General features: G+C 61.8%; 18 protein-coding genes. 2 read left to right on the forward strand and 16 right to left on the reverse strand.

Translation table 11 applies throughout. From position 1 onward, the window contains the following. Positions 1-5: 5 nt before the first annotated feature. The 5 genes from M1R55_RS29855 to M1R55_RS29870 all read right to left on the reverse strand — a co-directional run bounded on the left by M1R55_RS29855 (position 6) and on the right by M1R55_RS29870 (position 10,835). Positions 6-8,756, reverse strand: coding sequence for a phage tail tape measure protein (locus M1R55_RS29855; RefSeq protein WP_249396623.1), 8,751 nt, complete (start codon positions 8,754-8,756; stop codon positions 6-8). Between the two features lie 169 nt (positions 8,757-8,925). Beyond that, on the reverse strand, positions 8,926-9,858 hold the full coding sequence (locus M1R55_RS29860; RefSeq protein ID WP_249396624.1) for a GIY-YIG nuclease family protein: 933 nt from the start codon (positions 9,856-9,858) through the stop codon (positions 8,926-8,928). Next, complete coding sequence (locus M1R55_RS32550; protein ID WP_371827345.1) at positions 9,851-10,174, reverse strand: HNH endonuclease; 324 nt, start codon at positions 10,172-10,174, stop codon at positions 9,851-9,853. The genes M1R55_RS29860 and M1R55_RS32550 overlap by 8 nt, the downstream gene beginning before the upstream one ends. Then, positions 10,171-10,401, reverse strand: a complete 231-nt coding sequence (locus M1R55_RS29865; RefSeq protein WP_249396625.1) for a hypothetical protein — start codon at positions 10,399-10,401, stop codon at positions 10,171-10,173. The genes M1R55_RS32550 and M1R55_RS29865 overlap by 4 nt, the downstream gene beginning before the upstream one ends. Continuing rightward, positions 10,398-10,835 (reverse strand): hypothetical protein, encoded by a 438-nt coding sequence (locus M1R55_RS29870; protein WP_249396626.1) that lies wholly within the window; start codon positions 10,833-10,835, stop codon positions 10,398-10,400. Before M1R55_RS29870 ends, M1R55_RS29865 begins: the two co-directional genes overlap by 4 nt. Positions 10,836-10,971: 136 nt before the next feature. On the opposite strand from M1R55_RS29870, the gene M1R55_RS29875 reads away from it, so the two are divergent. Beyond that, on the forward strand, positions 10,972-11,184 hold the full coding sequence (locus tag M1R55_RS29875) for a helix-turn-helix transcriptional regulator (protein ID WP_249396627.1): 213 nt from the start codon (positions 10,972-10,974) through the stop codon (positions 11,182-11,184). Positions 11,185-11,273: 89 nt separating this feature from the next. Beyond that, the gene (locus M1R55_RS29880; RefSeq protein WP_249396628.1) at positions 11,274-11,759 is read left to right on the forward strand and encodes a hypothetical protein; all 486 of its coding nucleotides are present in this window, start codon (positions 11,274-11,276) and stop codon (positions 11,757-11,759) included. 110 nt (positions 11,760-11,869) lie between these two features. Here the strand turns inward: M1R55_RS29880 and M1R55_RS29885 are convergent, their stop codons facing one another. The 11 genes from M1R55_RS29885 to M1R55_RS29935 all read right to left on the reverse strand — a co-directional run bounded on the left by M1R55_RS29885 (position 11,870) and on the right by M1R55_RS29935 (position 17,920). Further along, entirely contained in the window at positions 11,870-12,286 is a 417-nt protein-coding gene (locus M1R55_RS29885) for a hypothetical protein (protein WP_249396629.1), read from the reverse strand. A 35-nt stretch (positions 12,287-12,321) separates the two neighbouring features. Next, positions 12,322-13,095 carry a hypothetical protein gene (locus M1R55_RS29890; RefSeq protein ID WP_249396630.1) on the reverse strand — a complete coding sequence of 258 codons (774 nt, stop codon included), beginning with the start codon at positions 13,093-13,095 and terminating at the stop codon, positions 12,322-12,324. After that, complete coding sequence (locus M1R55_RS29895; protein ID WP_249396631.1) at positions 13,055-13,324, reverse strand: hypothetical protein; 270 nt, start codon at positions 13,322-13,324, stop codon at positions 13,055-13,057. The genes M1R55_RS29890 and M1R55_RS29895 overlap by 41 nt, the downstream gene beginning before the upstream one ends. Positions 13,325-13,329: 5 nt before the next feature. Next, positions 13,330-13,812, reverse strand: coding sequence for a hypothetical protein (locus M1R55_RS29900; protein ID WP_249396632.1), 483 nt, complete (start codon positions 13,810-13,812; stop codon positions 13,330-13,332). Positions 13,813-13,828: 16 nt separating this feature from the next. Then, on the reverse strand, positions 13,829-14,206 hold the full coding sequence (locus M1R55_RS29905; protein WP_249396633.1) for a hypothetical protein: 378 nt from the start codon (positions 14,204-14,206) through the stop codon (positions 13,829-13,831). Continuing rightward, positions 14,203-14,589: a hypothetical protein gene (locus tag M1R55_RS29910; protein WP_249396634.1), complete on the reverse strand. Its 387-nt coding sequence runs from the start codon at positions 14,587-14,589 to the stop codon at positions 14,203-14,205. Before M1R55_RS29910 ends, M1R55_RS29905 begins: the two co-directional genes overlap by 4 nt. Before the next feature lie 18 nt (positions 14,590-14,607). Next, positions 14,608-15,141: a hypothetical protein gene (locus M1R55_RS29915; protein ID WP_249396635.1), complete on the reverse strand. Its 534-nt coding sequence runs from the start codon at positions 15,139-15,141 to the stop codon at positions 14,608-14,610. Beyond that, entirely contained in the window at positions 15,138-15,857 is a 720-nt protein-coding gene (locus tag M1R55_RS29920) for a hypothetical protein (RefSeq protein ID WP_249396636.1), read from the reverse strand. Before M1R55_RS29920 ends, M1R55_RS29915 begins: the two co-directional genes overlap by 4 nt. Then, a complete protein-coding gene (locus M1R55_RS29925; protein WP_249396637.1) occupies positions 15,854-16,273 on the reverse strand; it encodes a hypothetical protein in 420 nt (139 codons plus the stop codon). Before M1R55_RS29925 ends, M1R55_RS29920 begins: the two co-directional genes overlap by 4 nt. Positions 16,274-16,276: 3 nt before the next feature. Continuing rightward, the gene (locus M1R55_RS29930; RefSeq protein ID WP_249396638.1) at positions 16,277-16,768 is read right to left on the reverse strand and encodes a hypothetical protein; all 492 of its coding nucleotides are present in this window, start codon (positions 16,766-16,768) and stop codon (positions 16,277-16,279) included. 66 nt (positions 16,769-16,834) lie between these two features. After that, entirely contained in the window at positions 16,835-17,920 is a 1,086-nt protein-coding gene (locus M1R55_RS29935; RefSeq protein WP_249396639.1) for a phage major capsid protein, read from the reverse strand. Between the last annotated feature and the right edge of the window lie 48 nt (positions 17,921-17,968).

A 17,968-nucleotide genomic window follows, 5' to 3' on the forward strand; every position in this document is an offset into this window, starting at 1 on the left:
ACCTCCTAGAACAGGTAGCCAGTGCGGGCGCGGGCACGGGTGGCGGGGGGCGCTTGTTGCGTGATCAGCACTTCGGCGGTGAGGCCGCTGCGCTGCAGGTTGGACACAGTGCCGTCCAGTTTCTCGATGACCCGCGACAGGGCCGCCGTGTTCTGGGCCTGCGCTTGGGCGTCAGTCGAACGCAGAGCCACCTGCACGGATTGAGGCAGTTCCAATTGCTGGGCGGCATTTCCACCAAGTCCAGCAGACGCGCTCGTGGCGTCGCTGCCAAACACGCCGAGTTGCTGCGCGGTCGGCACCAGCACGCCCTGGTAGAACTGCGCCAGTTCGTTGTTGCCGGTCACGATGGCCGCTTGCAAGTCAGCCGCCGCCTTCACGTCGTCTGTGGGGTCAGCCGTTTTCCGCGCCGCGATGTACTGGTCGAGGAACGGTTGAATCAGATCTTTCATGATCGCGCCCTGGAGGAAGCCATCGATCAATCCCTGCAGGATGTTTTGGGCCAGCGACTTTTTCAGATCGATGCCCAGCTCACCAAACGAGGTCTTGCCAGCTTTGATGCCATCCAGCATGCCGCCGCTGATGGCGTCGTAAATGGCGTCACCCAAGGTGCGGGCGATGTCCACGGATTCCTGATCAATGACCGACTTCTTGAAGCCCAGGAAACCCCAGAACCCGCCCCGGCTTTCGACCTTGGCGTACTTCGAGAGGTCAAAGAATTTGATTCCTTTGGTGGCCTCTTCGATTTCGGCTTTGGCCTTTGCCATCGACTTCTTGCCACCCTGGAAGATGTCCAGGATGGTGGAGACCACGGTGGCGACTCCAGCGATGATGGCCCCGATCCAATCGCCCTTGGCGAGCGCCGAGAGGGTGCCCTGCACGCCAGAGACGAAGGTGGAGATGACCTGATCGGTCTCCTCGTTTCCCGTTTTGAAAACCTCGCCTAGGCCCCCGACCAGCGCCTCAGCTCCGGCGAGAATGGCCTTCCTCCCGCTCTTGGCTCCACCAGCCCCGAAATACGCCGCGAGGCCATCCAGACCCGCCGTGACGGTCTTCTGGAAGGTACCGTTCTTACCGACGATCCCCGACAGGTTTTTCAGTCGGTTGACCAGGGGAGTGTTGGCCTGCGCCGTGCCGATCTTGCCTTCGAGATCATTGATCCGTTGCAGGGCTGCCAAATAAGCAGGGGCATCATTTTTCAATCCTTCCAGACGAGCCCGCCAGTAGGCCAGGGAAGCATTCAGACCCGCGATATAGGCCGGACTTCCATCTTTGCCTTCCGCTTCCGCCAGTGCATACCGCACTTCAAGTAGGGCTTGCGAAGCCTCCTGCTCTTGATCGGCCAACTTCTCCGGAGTGATCGCTTTGATTTTCCCTTCCAGATCAGTGACCTGTTGTAAGGCCGCGAGATACTCCGGACTCTTTTTGTCGAGCCCGACCAGGCGGGCCTTCCAGTAAGCCAAAGATGCATTCAAGCCTTCCCGGTAGGCTGGACTCCCATCTGTCCCGGCCTGCTGAGCCCGAGCATATTCGGCTTCATCCAAGGCTTGTGAAGCAAGCTGATTCTGATCTGCAGTTTTCTCCGGACTGACTGCCAGCAACTTGCCTTCCAACTCAGTGACCTTTTGCAGCGCAGCCAGATATTCTGGGCTATCGGTCTTGAGCCCATCTTTGCGTGCTCGCCAATAGGCCAGTGAGGTATTGAGCCCTGCTCGATATGCAACGCTGCCATCTGTCCCGGCCTGCTGTGCACGGGCGTATTCTGCCTCCGCCAGCGCAAGGCGAGCTTCTTCAGTTTTGTCGGCTTCAGCCTGCGTGAAAGCAGCAGCAGCTTTGGTGCCAGCCTCTTTGGCCTTGCCGGTGATCTGGGCGATAAACCCGTCGTAGAGGACGATGTTGGCAAGCAGTCCATCGCGGGTGAGGCGTTCATCCGGAGTGAGCTGGTCATCGGAGAGGCCCTCGAACTGACGAGCGGCGTCCTCTGTCTTCTTCAGGAAGCCCTGATAGGTCTCCAGGAGCCCGTTGTATTTCGCCTCCGCCGTCGCACGGGCGTCGTCAGCGTCTTCGTCTTTGCCTATGCCGTTCAGGTCACGGGCGAAGGTGCCGGGCAGCGCAGCATCCACCACGCCCAGGTCAGCGGTCTGCCTCCGAGCGGTGCGTCCTGCAGCCCCGATCTTGGCAATAGCCGCGTCCACGTCGGCCATGGCAGCCTTCCCGACTGTCCCCTGTGCGGTGTACACCTCGCGCCAGAATTCCAGGGTCTGGACGGCCAGTTGCCGCTGGGATTCGTTCATCTCGGACAGGCCTTCCAGCTCGCGGTCAATCCGCTCCTGTCCAACCTTGACTAGGTCGTCGCTGGTCGCTTTGGCGGCAGCGAGGACTGCCTGCCCCACATCGCGCTTGGTGCTCAGCTCGTAATCGCGCACGGCGTCGGTGCCGCGCCGCTCAATCGCTCCTAGATTGGAGGTGTGCTCGGCGAGCAGCTTGGCGGCCACCGTCTGGAGAGTGCCGTTTTGCCGTGCTGCCTCCACTGCATCGCTGTAGCGGTCGTTCTCGGCCTGTGTTTCAATCTCACGACTGGCGGCCACTTCTTTCTGTTTCTGCGCAACCAGCAAGGGCTGGAAGCGCTTGCGGATCTCCAGCACCTGCGCCTGGGTCAGGCCCTCAGCAGAGAGTTCCTCCGCCTGTCGGGCTTCCAGATCGGCGGTCTGGCGGGCCAGCAGGTCGAGTGCGTTCTTCCGGATGGTGTCGCGGGTGGCCCGGTCTGCGGAGAGCAGGGCCGCGTCGAGGGCGTTCTTGGCGTTCAACTCGGCAGCGCTGCGATCGCTGGCGTTTTTGGCTGTAACGATGCCGAGACGGGTGTCGATGTCGGCCAGAGCTTTGTCCTGTGCCGCCGCGAGTTCAAGCCGCTGTTGACGGCTCAATCCTTCGAGTTCACCCAGCTTCTTGTACTTCTCGTTGACCTGCCGGATTTCTTCGTCGGCTTCGACGCGGGCACGGGCGTCTCGCGCGGTCTGAATCTTCTCGCCGAAATCCAGTTCAAGCTGATAGAGGGTGGCCAGGTTGCCCTTGGCTTGGGCCTGAGCATTCCCCAGTTGGCCTTCAAGCGTCTCACTGCCAGTACGGGCGGCAGCCACCGCATTCTCCGCCTGCAGTTGGCCGAGCTGTACCCCAGTCAGGGTCTTGCGTTTGGCGATCTCTGCATCAAGCAGCGCCAGCTTCTTCGGATCGCCCCCATTGGCAATCACACGGGCTCGGGCGGCCGTCAGTTCGGCATACGCCCACTTCTCTACGGCTTCGCGCAGCTTGTCGATCTCGCTGCGGTAGTTGGCAATCCCCTGGCCCTGCGTGCCAAGGGTGCCACTTTGGGTGAGCAGGGCCTTGATGGTGGCCTGCAAGGTGGCGGGCAGTTCAGATGCCTTGGCCCTTAAGTCTTCGAGCGCTTGCTTGTAGCGCAGCACGCTGTCTGCCGTGACGGTTCCGGCCTTCACCTGCTGGGCAAAGCGTTCGTTGAGTTGCCGCAGGTCACGTTCTAGCGCCTGTACCGCTTTCTGACGGGCTGTACTTTGGGTGAGTTCCTCTCTGGTCGCCGCTTTGGCTTCCTGGACGGTGCGGTCGCGGTCGATCTGGGCCGCCCGAATCGCGTTTTGAGAGGTGGTCGTCGCGGTGCCCAGTGCACCCGCTTGCAGCGCTGGAGCCAGCGCCCGCGCGGCTGCATCGTCGATCTTTTTCTGAGCAACAGCAATTTGCTTTTTGGCCGCCAGTTCGGCATCGGCTTGCCGCCGGATGATGACCTCACGCTGGGCCGCCGTACCAGCAAAACGCTGGAGTTCTTGCTCGTTGAGTTGCTCGATGCGCTCCAAAGTGAGGCGGGCCTGTGCTACCTGCCCTTCACGCACCTGCGCGTCGAACTGGTCGCGCTCTGCCTTCAGGGCGTCGTTCCCCTCGCGCACCACACGAAGACGGGTGGTCTCAATCTCGCGCTGGGCATTCTCGAACGTCGTCTTCGAACGGGTGAGGGCGGCGGCCTGTTGACCGGCAGGCAAGGCCTTGGCAGCCGCGTCGTCGAGTTTCTTCTGTGCCTCAGCCAGTTTCAGCTTGGCGGCTGCTTCGACGCCCGCCTGACGGGTGACAATCTTGATCCGCTCTTCAGCGGTGCCCTTGAAGCGAACCAACTCGCGTTCGTTCAGCCCCGCGATCCGGTCGAGGGTCAGTCGGGCGTCGGCCACCCGGCCTTCCCGCAGTTGAGCCTCGAACTGGTCACGCTCTGCCTTCAGGGCGTCGTTCCCCTCGCGCACCACGCGAAGACGGGTGTTTTCGATCTCGCGCTGGGCATTCTCGAAAGTTTTCTTTGAGCGGGCCAGGGCCGCCGCCTGCTCTCCTGCCGGAAGGGCACGGGCCGCCGCGTCGTCGCTCTTCTTCTGGGCCTGGGCGACCTTCAGTGCGGCGGACGCTTCCGCCCCCGCTTGCCGGGCCACGATCTTGATGCGCTGTTCCGCCGTGCCCTTGAAACGGATCAGTTCACGCTCATTCAGTCCCGTAATCCGGTCGAGCGTGAGGCGGGCATCGGCCACCCGGCCTTCCCGCAACTGCTGATCAAGCTTGCTCTGCTCTTCCTGGATGGTCTTGCCCGATTCTTTGATGGCCCGCAGGCGGTCGGTTTCGATTTCGCGCAGGCTGTTGGCGTAGTCGGTTTGGGCCTGATCCAGCCCGGCCTGACGGTTGGCGGGGGCCAGCCCACGGGCTTCGGTTTGGTCAATCTTGAGTTGCGCGGCAGCAATCTTTTTCTCTGCCCCCGCAATCGCATTCGCTCCGTCGCGGGCAATCTTGGCGCGGGCGGTGACATCGTCTCCAGCGTTGACGAGAGCGCGGGTCTGAATGGTTTTGAGCCGTTCCAAGGACGAGCGGGCCGCAGCCACCTGCCCCTGGGCGGCCTCACGGGCCACTGACGCCTGCTCATCCGAGGCTTTTTTGGCGAGGGCCTTGGCCTCTTTGGCGAGGCGCTCGCGCTCTTTCAGGGCCTGACGCTCAAAGTCCAGTACCTTGGCGGCCACCGGATTGTTCTTGGTGAACGCGGCAATTTCCCGTCCTGCCGCAGCGGAGGCCGCCCCCTGTCCCTTGGTGCGGGCTTCCAGGGCGGCGAGTTCCTTGGCGCGCTTCTGAAATTTGGCGTACTCGGCGGCCGTGACCTCAGCGGCCTTGACGGAGCTGGCCGAACCGTCCTTGTTCGTCTGGGTGATGGTTTTCCAAACGTTGGCGTGGGCTTTTTTGAAGGCGGCGATGTCGGTGTTGACCTTGGTGAGCCACACCTTGTTGCCCGACTTCAAGGCCAGTTGCTGCTGGTTGTACAGGCTCTGGGCTTGTTTGTTCAGTTTCTCGATTTGGGTATTGGCGGCGGCTGTTGCTGCAGCATTCCCTGCCGCTGTTCCCGCCTGGCCGCCTTTTGCCGCACCCGCAAGGTCGTCGGCCCGGACAAAGCCCGTGACTTTACCCAGCTGGTTCACCCCGACATTACCCACCGGATTGCCTGTGGCCTTGTTGCTGACGCGGTTGTTGCCCCGCACCAGGCCGTCCCCGATATAGATGCCCACATGCCCGTCGCCACCATCTTCGTAGAACACGGTATCGCCGGGTTTCAGGTCACTGACACCCGTATACCCGCGCAGCAACCCCGCTTTGCGGGCATTGTTGGCTGCGTCGTTGGCGTTGACGCGCCCATCGCTGTTGCTGTCACTGAAGATGCGGTTGATGTACCCGGCGATCTCCGGTTGTGCTTGGCCCAGCGTGAGGCGCACCCATTTGGAGCAGAAGTTCACGACGGCGTCGGCCTGCTGGTTGCCTGTTTTGATCAGGGTCTGCTGGGCCACCGCCAATCCGAAATCGCTGGCTGGCCCAGTCCGCACTTGACCAGGCTGGAGAGGCCCCTGACCCGGCAATGTGTTGGGGTTGCGAATGCGGTTGCGCTCTTTGGCGGCTTCCAGTTCTGCTTTGGCTGCCGCCAGACGTGTTTCTGCGGCTTTGACCGCTTCGGGATCGACAGTGAAATACCTTTCCCCAGTGAAAAAATTAGAACCAGAAAAGTTGCCTTTTTGCGCCTGTGTTAAACCGTCCAACGCAAGCAAATGGCGTGCCTGAGCATCTGCCAATTCGGTTCCCACTGCGTTAAGCTCTGCGACCCTCGCTAGCATAGTGCCGCTGCTCTGAGCGGCTAACTGATCAGTGGCATCGTAGATTTTCTGGATGTCATTAAAAATATTATTGGCGTAGACCGCGATGCCTGCGGCAACAGTGGCAATAAGACCGATAGGGTTGGAGGCGACGAACGCTGCGAGCGACGCGCCTACGGCTGCTATAAGCGCAGGCAAAGCTGTCAAAACGCCAGCTAATGTACCCCAAGCCGCGGTTGTGGCTGTGGCAATGACACTGCCTTTAAAGGCAATCAGGGCCACTCCCGCAGGAATTAAATAACCTCGCAGCTCTTCAAGAGCAGGGCCTGTCTTGCCAAGCCAATCCACAAGTCCAGTGAGGGCGACGACCACCGCTTCCGCAGCGGGGGCCAGCTCTGCGCCCAAACTTTGCTTGAGCAGCAAAATTTTGTTGGATAGCTCCGCCTGCGCCGCCACTAAGCTGTCAGTGCGCTCTTTAGCAGCAAGGTCGGCAAGCCCAGTCTGGGTTACCGCCGCACTGCGTTCGTCGAGCAGACGTGTGCCCTGAGCATTAGCGCCGTTGTAAGCATCGAGCAGGGTGGTCGCGGTGCGAATCCCGTCGCTACCGTAGATTGTTTCGAGCGTGGCGAGGCGCTGCTTGTCGGTATAGCCTTCCAGCCCTTCCGCGAGCTGCTGTGTGATCTCGCGCAAGCTTTTCATCTTGCCTGCCGAATCGAAGGCAGAGAACCCGATTTTATCCATCGCAGCCTGGGCAGGCTGGGAGTTAGACGTAAACGCCGCCGTAAACGCTTTGAAGCTAGTGCCTGCGTCCGACGCCCCGATCAGGCGGTCGCGCATCAGGCTCATCACGGTGGTGAATTCAGTGATGTCGATGCCTGCGGTTCGAGCGGCGCTACCGCCTGCTGCGATAGCTAGGCGAAAATCGTCGAGCCGCAATGCAGAAACGTTGCTGGCCGCTGCCAGCAAATCCGGCACTTTGGCCGCGGCTGCCCCTTCCAGCCCGAAGGCCCGCATAGAGCCGACCAGAATTTCGGAAGACACGGTGAGGTCTTTAACGCCCGATGCAGCAGCAAGCTTGGCCGCCGTTTGCAGGCCACCGCTGATGATCTCAGAGGTACTCAGGCCACGAGAGCCGAGTTCTTCAATCGCAGCAGCGGCTTGGTTGGAGTTAAAGCCCAGCTTGGTCAGCGAGGGATCTTGCGCCAGTCCCGCCAGCTCTTTGCCAAGTGCCTTGCCCTCTTCTCCGAACAGCCCCAGCGTTGCTTTCGCGTTCTGAATGCCGTTCTCAAAGGTGCCGAACGCCCCGACCGAGGCCACGCCCGCAGCGGTAAAGGCCACCACTCCAGCCGTCACGCCCGCAATCGCCAAACCGACTGGCCCAGCAGCGGCCAGAATGCCTCCCAGACCGCCCGCAAACCCGGTGGCCTGCGCGGCAGCGGCCCCTAGGCTCCCGCCTGCCTGAGCCGCAAACTGGGGCAGGGAGCGCAGGGCATTAAGAATGCCGCCCGATAAACCCAGAGGCGTGAAGATGCCCTGCAAGGCTCCCCGCTGAGAAGCGAGTTGCTGAGTCGCCTGAGCCAAAGCACGCATCTGCTTCTCGCTGACGTTGCTGCGCTGCCCCACCGCCTGGATGCGCTGTTCGAGCGCCCGCATAGAAGCTTCGTAGGACTGCAAAGCAGCGCGTTTGGCCGTAAAGCTACCTGCCGCGACGGTGGCACGCTCAAATTCAGCACGGGCAGCAGCCATATCCGTCCGAATCTTCGTGATGGACGTGGAGTTGATGTTACGAGCTGCTGTGGACAGCCCACCCATGACCCGTTCCAGGTTGCGAGCTTCGGTACTGCCTGCGCGTAAACCCGTGGCGAGCGAAGCCCCAGCCGTGCGGATGCGCTCCATTTCGCGCAAGTAGGTACGCAGACCAATCGCGCCCCGCTCGTATTGCGACTGCGCTACCCCTAGCTCACGTCCTAGCTGCTGAATGCCCGCGCCCGCCGAAGTGCCGACCCGCCCCAAAGCCTGCGCGACCGTGCCGGATGCCGCCCGCAAAGCATCCAATTTCCGTTGCTGATCCGCTGTGAGCACCCCGAGGCTCCGCAGCGAGACGATTTCAGCGTCAATCTGCGCTTTCAGGGCGCGGGTGGCCGTTTCAAACTGAGCAGTGGAGAGAATGTTGTTCCGCAAGTCACCTTGCAGGGCCTTGAGCTGGGCGGCATACGGATTGAGGTTCGCTCCACCGCCACCCCCGCCGCCCCCAGCGGGTGGCCCGTTAGGAGGCCGCGTGTTGCGGATTTCCGCCAAGACGCGCTTCAGCTCAGCGACAACCGCCTGAAACTGAGTAATCATGGCTGTTCCGCCAGAGAGGATGGCCCCAAAACCCGCCGTGTTGATGTTGAACAAGCCCGACACCGTGGTGCCGAGACTGGTCAGCAGAGTGCGAATCTGCGCGATCCGGGTAGCCGCGTCTGCCGAGTCGATGGCGATCTTGACTGTCTTTTCGCCCTTCAGGCCGGACAGGGCGGCGTTCAGCTCAGCCTTGGTGGGGGCCTTGAGCTTGACGGTGGCTTCCAGCTTGAGGCCGGTCAGCCCGGCCAACTGGGTCTGGGCCTGCTTGGCAAAGTCTTGCAGGGCCTGCCGGGCACGCCCGGTGTTGGCGGTGACGTCTAAATGGGCCGACGCGACTTGAGTAGACAGAGAAGATCACCTCCACGCGATCAAAAAACCGCCCCAAAAGGCGGTTTTGTAGCTACATCAGGATTCAGAGCTAATGGATGTCTTGAACTGCGTAGCCTGCAAACAGAACAGGCGTTTTATATTCTCCAGTCACAAATGCATGGAAGGTGCGAGGGGGCACGCCAAGGCTTTTGGCCGTTTTTAAAATATTTACAAACTCCTGCCTTGTGCCATCGGGGTGTATCAAAACTCGCCGCTGTGTTGGGAATCTGCGGTTGTTTGGATCTCTTTTGGCGACTACCCTCGCTTCTTCTAGAGCAACATTTGATTCCCAAGCCTCTCGCGACATGGTGGCGAGGCGACATGAATATCCTTTGTAGGTTCGTTTTGAACCTTTGCCCACTTGAAACATCGTGCTGGTGTGAAGCTCACGCTCACGGCAGAACTGGCCCAAATGCTGCACTTCTTCTTCCCGCCCATCAGGAAACGTGACGATGTAAGCCTGCGCCTTAGCAACGTTTTGCTTAAGCAGTAACGCCTTGGTTTCCTCAGTGTGCTGGTACCCCGTGACGCGTCCGGCTTGCGGGAGGGCGTTGTACCCACCGCGCTTGTTGTACGCCCCCAAAAACTCAATCCAAGCCTGCTCAATTGTTATCAGCAAGTCTTCCCGATCCACTAACTCCAGCACTTTGAAGGCAAAGGCTTTTTCTCCATCTCGCGTCCATGCGCGTTGTAACCGGGGCGAGTGATGCCTTCCCGAGCGCAGAAGATGTCGGTGTTGACTCCATCTCTGCCGCAAGCAGCCTGCGCTCCCAACATAAACCTGTCCCGATGAGCAGTGTTGGATGACATAGATTCCTGCGACCCGTTTAGACAGTGCCCAGTCCTTCTGCTTTGCAATAAAGCACGGCTTGCAGCGAGCTGCCCAAGCGCCCCTATCGCGGTAAAAGAATTTGGAAGTCTCGGGCAAAATACGCTGACATTTCGTGCATTGACGCTCCCCAACCACAGCCGACTTACCCATCTCTTTTGCACCCCACTTCAAACCGCGCTGGGCGGTACTCCCAAGGCATCTTGTCTGACTTCGCCCGGTTGCAGTCGGGGCACGCGCATACGAGGTTGTTCATATAGTTGCTGCCCCCTTTGCTGAGCGGAATGAAATGGTCTACCTGAAACTTGTTCGGGCCGATGAGGTCAAGCTTTTCATCACAGTAATGACATAGCCCTTTCTGTTTGCCGAACCTGATCTGAACATCCCACTTGTCGAAGCTGCCAACCGCGCCGTGTTGCTGGGCGCGGCGGCGATGCTTCGACCTGTACGCATCGCCGCCGCGAATCACTCGTGATCTCGCCTGTGATTGCGCCAGAGGTGCATCCGCAGGGCGCTCAGCACCAAACTGGCCGTGTGGCGATCATTTTCGGTATCGAAAGCAATCAGGAACCGCCCGTCTTGGTCAACCTCTACGGTAGTCGCAATAAGGCTGCTGATGGATTCCAGCTCATTAATGCTGATGCTGACGTTCGCCAGCTTATATTTCCTGTCCAACTGGGGGGTGGACTTCATCATGCCGCCCGCTCCTTGCCGTGCGTGAAGGACAGAAAAGCCAGCACCGTGTCCCGTTCGTCAGCGGTCAAGAGGGCGAGGCTGTAGACAGGCGTGTCCAGTGCAGCGGAGGCGAAGCCGTAATGCTCTTTGCTCGGCACACCAGCGCGGGCCAAACGGCGGTGAAGGCTTTCGGCGGCAGGCTTGCCGATAGCGGCGGGTTCCAGCTTCTCACTGATGACGGTCAGGTCGTGAGCGCCGTGCAGCAGGGCGATGGCTTTGATGGCCTCTACGGGCTCACAGTTGACTGTGCCTTCGATGCCTGCCGCCGTGCGGGTCAGGGTCACGATGTCACGTGCTTTGTCCGTCACCACACCGCATTCGCGGTACAGGGTGACAACTTCCCAAGTGCGGGTGATGGCGGGTGCTTTTGCGTGTGCTTCGGTGTAAACTGTCATTAATCCACCTCTAGTTCGGATTCCAAAGAAGGCGCGTTTCCTAGGCGCTGAGCTTTCTTTGGTTCCTGCATAGTAGCATCCATTGCTACCGGAAGCAATAGCTGCTACCATCTAGAGGGGTGATATTGTGACTGGAATGAATGAGCAGGTCAGAAAGGCGGTGCAGGAAGCGATGACTGAGCGTGAGCTTTCGCAGGGTGAGTTGGCTCGACGTACCGGGTTAGTGCGCCCCGCTGTCTCCAAGTTGTTGAATGGCACGGTTGGGCGCGTCCCTGAGAACTGGCAACGTATTCTGGATGAGTTAGACCTTGAACTGGTGGCCCAGCCTCGGCAAAAGCTCCCTAAATAACGTGCTTTAGCGGTTTACGTACTTTCATCTTGAAGAGGGTTGGGCAAGTGAAGCCCCTCGCTCAAAAGATGTGGGGTACGGTTGGGGATATGAATAAAAAGGAACAGGCTGCTGCTAAGGCGGAACGGAATCGGAAGAATGCTGCTGCCGTAGCCGCGTTATCGCCTCAGAAGCGCATGGCCCTCAATGCCGTCACGGGCCTACTATTGCTTGGCGGGATTGCCTTTCTGATGTTCATGTTTCGAGGATGCGGAAGTACCACTACGGCCACTTCGAATTCCACAGTTGGAATGACCCCCGCTCAATTGCTAGCTACTGGCGATGGCCGAGAACGGAACGACCCCCAGATGGCGACGGCCTTTGCGCGGTTAGATGCAGCCTGCCCGGAAAACGGAGAAAAGGTGGCTGACATTGCGACCAACATCAAAAATTTGATCAAGAGCGAAACTGGACAAGATCTCCCAATGATCTTCGTTATGAACCAGCTCTCTGACACCCAGGAAGCTATACAGAGCAAGATGACTTGCGTGGATACTGGAATCGCCCTGGTCACTATTATGAGTGAATCACGTTAAGCAAAGGGGAAAGCGCGGCTGCGGGCAATAGCAGATTTTCCCCCTCAAAGGCCGGGTGGACGCACACCCAGCCCCGTCAGGTGCCGTGGAATGCTGGATTCACCCCCAAATTAAGCTGGAGCACCAGCGTCCAAGGCCAGGTACTGCTCGGCCACCGTGAAGATGCGCTCCAGGGAGTCATCGGCGGCCACGAGCTGCACCACCCAACTCGCGTGGGCGAGGTGCTTGTTCTCCAGGGCTTCAGCGAGCGCCGCACAGTGGTGGGGGGCCAGCAGTTGGGGGCCGTCCAAGTCAGGTGTGCGGGCGTAGGCAGGCAGGAACTCCGAACCCTTGAACAGCTTCCAGTCCGGCGTGTTGCCCCCGCCCTTGCTTTTGCCGCCGTTGACGTTGCCGAGCATGGCCGTGAGCTGGGCCACCGGCCACGCCCGCTTGTAATGGATGCCGGGAATTCGTCCGAACAGCACCGCCAGCACCAGACTGGCTTCGTCGCAGGCCGCCCGCCAAGTGTAAGCCGGGTAATGCTCCACGATGTCGCATAGGATTTCTCCCCAATCAATCGGGGCTAGGTCGACGCGGCGGCGTCCGCCCCGGCGTTTGGGGTCTCACCCTCTTCGGGCTCGTCGTCCGGCGTCGAGCCGTCGCGCAGGTAGGCCGTGACCTGACCGAGGCCCTCGTTCATCAGGTGCGACAGCAGCCACGCGCCGTCAATGGCCGCGCCGTCGTCGGCAATCCGGGCGTTCAGGTTGTCCGCGAGCAGGTCGGCTGTAGCCCGGATGATGATTTTGGAACGGCCCTGCAACTCGAAGGCTTTCCCACGCACCCGTTCGAACATGGCTGCCGAGTCTTCGCCGTCGAGCACTTCAACCTCGCTCAGGCTCTGCGCGTCGTCAGCCACCGTCAGGGCGTCCAGCTCGTCAGCCTTCTCAGCGGCGGCCAGCACCTCGGCGTAGCTCAGGGCGCGGGCTGTGAAAGTGCGGCCTTCGAGCTCGATCGGCTCGAACACCGGCAGGTCGAGCGTTTCGCCGGGAGCCAGCCCCTCGCCTGTCCGCAGGTAGGAAATCAGGCGTGTGCCGCTGACTTTCCCTACATGCTGAGTGACCCAGTCCCGGTCAAGGTAGCCTTCGCCCTGTTTGCGGGAATTCAGCAGGTGGCGCACCAGGTCAATTTCGGCGTGCAGGCGGTCAACCGTCTTGGTGGAGATGCCGCTGAGGTTCACCTCTTGCAACAGCATTTCCTCTTCGCCGTTCAGGCGCTTGCTCCAGAAACCCACATTACCAATCGACACGGGGCGGTTTTCATGGAAGCGGGTGGTCAGAATCAATTTGTTTTTCTTCATTTGGGGTCTCCACGGGCAGGTCGATATGGGGATACATCCCGACGCCTTCAGGCAGGTCGAGGGGCAAGGTGACGCTCAGGCGGTGGCCTTCAGCGTCCGAAACGGTCACGGGACTGGGGAGGAGCTCCAAAAGGAACAGGACGGCGTCTTCAATCACGCCGTCCTGTGCGTCTTCCTCAGAGAGAATCACCAGTCTGGGCGTGTCGTTCCACACGTCACGCCAGATCACGCGGCTTAGGCGGGGATGACGCCGGGGAGGGGGCCTTCCTGCACGCTGAGCTCGTGGGTGGCCGTGATGACGCCCTTGCTGGGTACGGTCAGTTCCCAGGTGCGCACATCGACCACCAGATCGAACACTGGCTTGCCCGCGCCCGCACCGAGGGGCAACACTTCCACGTACACCAGGCCGCCCGTTTCGGTTTCGGCAAACGCGGCGGTCTGCATGATCACCACGGCGGGATCGTCTTCGACCCAAGTGGTCTCGCCCAGGCTCATGGTGCCGTCGCGGCCCCCGTCACGCACGGAGATGGTGCGCCCGCCCGTGCAGAAGTTCTCGATGTCGATGGTGGTGTTCTCAATGCCGATGGTCACTTCGGACGCAAGGCACAGGAGCTTGAAAGCGGCGGTGGCGGGCTTGGTGGCCAGTTCTCCGGTGAAGGCGGTGACGGGGGCCACGCGAATAATGGCGTTCTTACCGAAACGAAACTTTGGAGCCATGAGTCCCTCCTGGGGATTAGTCGGCGGTGACAGCGAGCGTCACCTGTTCGGGGTAATCGCGGCTCTCTTCGAGCAGCGCCGGATCGTCAGCCAGCGGCCAGAAGGCCTCAGCAATGGCGTTGACCGCCGCTTCGAGGTCTTCTTGTCCGCTCTGGTTCACGAGGCGAATGGGAAACGAGGTCTGGAAGCCGAGGAAGGCAAACGCGGGGACAACCCGTTGCCGGGGGTTGGCGGAGATGATCACTTCAAGGCCCGTGACGGTGGTGCCCTCTGGCCAGTCGCCCACGGTGAGGCCGTCAGCAGTTTGACCACCGGGGAAGGTGGCCACACCCAGCACGACCCCAGCTTCGACGAACGCCACCCGCACCCGTTCGGCGATCAGGGCAGAATTCACCGGAGCGCCCGCAGGTGGCGGTCAAAGCTGGCCACCAGGTTGACTTTCTGGAGGGCGTAGCGCGGCACGTTGCGGGCCGGGAGGGAGTAGGCCCGCTTGCGGAAGACCGCACCCAGGTAGGTGGCGGCGGCGTGCTCTGCCGTCCACACCACGCGGGCGCTCAGGCCCGCGTAGACCGCCGGTTGCTGACTGTTGCGCAGGGTGCCCAGATCGACCACATTGCGGGGGCTGCTGGCCGTGGAACCATTCTCCCGCCGGGTAGAGCCGCTCCAACCCCAGATCACCTCATCGTGAGCGGCGCGGGCGGCCACCTCCACGTCCCGCACGGTGCGGCGGAAGGCGAGACCCACTTTGCGGTCGAAGGCCCCTAAATCCACAGTCACTCGGACGCTCCCCACGGCCTATTCCAGCGCGGCGCGGATGGCCTCCAGCCGCTTGACGCCCACGCCGGGGGCTTCGCGCAGTTCCGCGTCGGTGGCGTCGCGCACAGCCTGGAGGGTGCGCAGGCCAATCGAACGCAGGCCTTCGACTTCCGGGAAGTCATCTGCCAAAAGAGCGTCCTGAACAGCGGCAGCCTTAGCCACTTCAGCCAGTTCCGGAACGGCCTCCCCTGTGGGCGTGAGGTGCACAAGCTGCTCGATCTCGCGGGCGGCCTGCTCAATGCCGGACTTGAAGAGGGCCTGCTCATGGTCGTAGCTGCCGTAGCGCCGGGTCACCGCGCGGTTGTACTTCCGCAGCGGCTCCAGTGCGGCCTGGATGGCGGCGCGGACGCGGTAGCCTTCCAGGGCTTCGGGTGGCACGAGATCAGGGTTGATGGTCAGGGTGGCGAGGTTCGCGCCGCCGGTATAGTCCACCGCAATCTGGGCCGCAGCCTCTTGCGCTGCGTCCTCGGTCACCATGACCCGTTTGAGCGCTTCAGGAATAGGGGTCTTCATCGTGTCCTCCACAGACTTAAAAAGCGTCCGCCGAACTGCGCTTCTCGCCAGAGATCGGCGTCGGGAAAGGCGAGCTGTACGGTCAGGGTGCCGGGCTGGCCATCCAACGTGAGGGGGCTGGAACTGCCCCACACCACGCCTGGAGGCCTGGCCGTTGGTGCGGTCAGGCTGCCCCAGCGCCCAATCAGGGCAACTTCGGCCGCGTCTGCCCCCACCGTTTCGCGGATGCGGGGGTCGGTAGTCGCGGTGAGGCGCACAGCCACGTTGATGGGCACGCCGGGGCCAGGGCGCTGGTTGCCGCGTGCATCAGCGACCAGCGGGCCAGCGGTCTGAAAAGAGAGCTGATCGACACGGGTGCGCTCGATCAGCGGCGCACCGCGCACGACCGTCACCCAGTCCAGCCCGCCCGGATTGAGCGGCTCAGCCACGGGCACGAACACCCGTCCACCTGCCGCCGCGACCGTGAAGCCGGGCGTTTGAGCGAGCGGCGTATGCGCCAACACAAGGGTGGTCGAACGCGAAGTGAACCCTGGCTCGTCGGGATCAGGGGCGACGGTGGTGCCGTCCTCTTCCTGTCCGATCAGGGCACGCACCTGCACACTCTGGCCCGTGAAGCGCGTGACCGTCACAGTCTGGGCAAAGGGACTGCTAAGCGCCTCGTCCACGTAAGGCCGGGCAGCCAGCACCGATTCGTAGGCCGAGTCCAGCAGGGTCACCGAGCGGCCCCAGGGAAGGCGAAGGCAAACCCGCCCACTGGAACCGCGAGCAGCAGCAGGGCGGCGGCAAAAGCATCGAGGTCACCCGCCGCCAGCACCGAGGAACCGTGACTGTCCGAAGCAGGCGTGAGGCTCAGCTCCAGTCCGGGCAGCTTAATGGCTTTCAGCCCGCCGCCGGTGCTGCCGCTTAGCAACGTCAGCGTGCCCCCTAGGCCCGCCCGGTAGGCCAGCGCTTTGGCCGCCACTGCTGTCCGGGCTGCCATCAGGGCATCCCCCGTCAAGGTGTCCGCCACCACCTGCCGACGCGCCAGCTCACCCCGCGCCCAAATCAGGGCCAGCGTGACATGTGCGTCCTCTGGCTCCGGCGCCCCTGGGATCAGCTCAGTGACCTGATCTGGCGAGACGGCCAGCGCCACGGCTTACTCCGCCTCGACGAGTGTGCCGCTGTCGAGCAAGGACTGCACGAACCCCGTGAGCGGCACGGTGACCGGCTCCACGCCGAGGCTCTTCTTGCTTTCGGGATCGGTGTAAGCGCCGCCATAACTGGCAGTGCGGCCCACAACGCGAACGGTCACGGTGGGCAGACCGTCGGCAAGCGGCGTGGGCAGGTCAGCCGCAGGCGTGGGCGTAGAAGCGCTCTGAATTTCACCGAGCACCGCGTCGCGCTCAGTCTCGGCGCGGGCCAGCCAGCCCTGGAGCTGCTCAGTTGTCACGCCCGGATCGGTGACTTCCACGTCCAGGGCCTGCTGCACCTGCCAAGTCAGGATTTCTTTTTGCACCGCATCACGTTCAGTGGTGAGGCGGGTGGCCCAGCCTTCGAGCTGCGCGGCTTTGGGGTCGGGTTTTTCGGTATCGATCTGCAGGCTAAGGGCGGTCTGAATCGCCTTGGCATTCTCGGCACGGGTGGCCATGGAAACTCCTTCACAGCACGCGCCGTCCCCCAGACATCAGGGACGACGCAAGGGAGGCGGTGGGCCTTAGCTCGAGCGGTGTGCGGTGACGCCAACGCCCAGTTCAGGCTTGCCGAAGCCGATCATTTCGCTGAAGGTGATGAACTCGATCTGGCGCTCAATGATCTTGTCGTTCTCCACCAGGTCCATGCTGGGATCGAAGGCCATTTCCAGGCCCATTTCAGGGTCCAGGGCCAACAGTTTGGCCGCACCGTCCAGCAGGCTGCCTTTCGGCGCACGCTTGGGCATCATGCCGAACGCGGCGGGCCAGCGGCCGGTCTCGCGGAAGTCGCTCGCCGTGGTGCTGTCCGTGCCCGTGAATATGGGCAGGGTCAGCAGCTTGCCCAATTCGGTGCGGTCGCCTGCCAGGATGGTGGGGTCTGCACCGTAATCACCGGCCAACAGAGACAGCTCCACAATGTCCGCCACCGTGTAGCCGGGGCCTGCCACATCAAGGTTGGGAGCCGCACCGTTGTTGCCGTCGCCGTTGAGAACCACGGCCAGGGCGGCGTTCACCTTGTTCCTAAGGGCGCGCCGCACCACCGCACCAATCCAACGGTCCATCACGCTCACGCTGGAGCGGCGGATGACCTCATAGCTCACTTTCAGCTTGCCACCGTACTTCAGCAGGCGGATCGATTGCTCGCCCATCTGCACAGTGATGGTCGGGAATTCAGCAGCTTCTGCCACGCGGCTCAGGTTGGCCCCGGCGTCGTGCTCTTCGGTGATCACGCCGTAGGTGTACGCACCGCTGCGGACAGGGGTGATGGTCGTTACCAGGTCTTCCACGGTCAGTTCATTGCGCATGGGGCGCGACAGGTCGCGGTAGCGGGTGGCGATGTACTCGGGGAACAGCACACGCTTGCTGGGGTCCTGCATAAAAACGTCTTCCACTGGACGGGCTGCGTCGCGGCCTTTGGGGTCCACGCCGAGGCTGCCCAGCACCTGCTTAAAGGCCGGGGTGGAGTCGTCGGGGTTGTAGAACTCCTCGCTGATCTTGCCCTCATCGGCCTGGATCTGCATGTAATCGGCGAGGTTGACGCCTGCAGCTTTGGCGTCCTGATAGAGACCTTTGTCGGCAAGGTCAGTGCGCTTGGCAATTTTGTAGCTCATGGAAGTCCTCCTGGGGACATGGGGCAAAGAGAAGCGCCCCGGCCTGCG

The organism is Deinococcus sp. QL22, assembly GCF_023370075.1.
Classification (GTDB): domain Bacteria; phylum Deinococcota; class Deinococci; order Deinococcales; family Deinococcaceae; genus Deinococcus.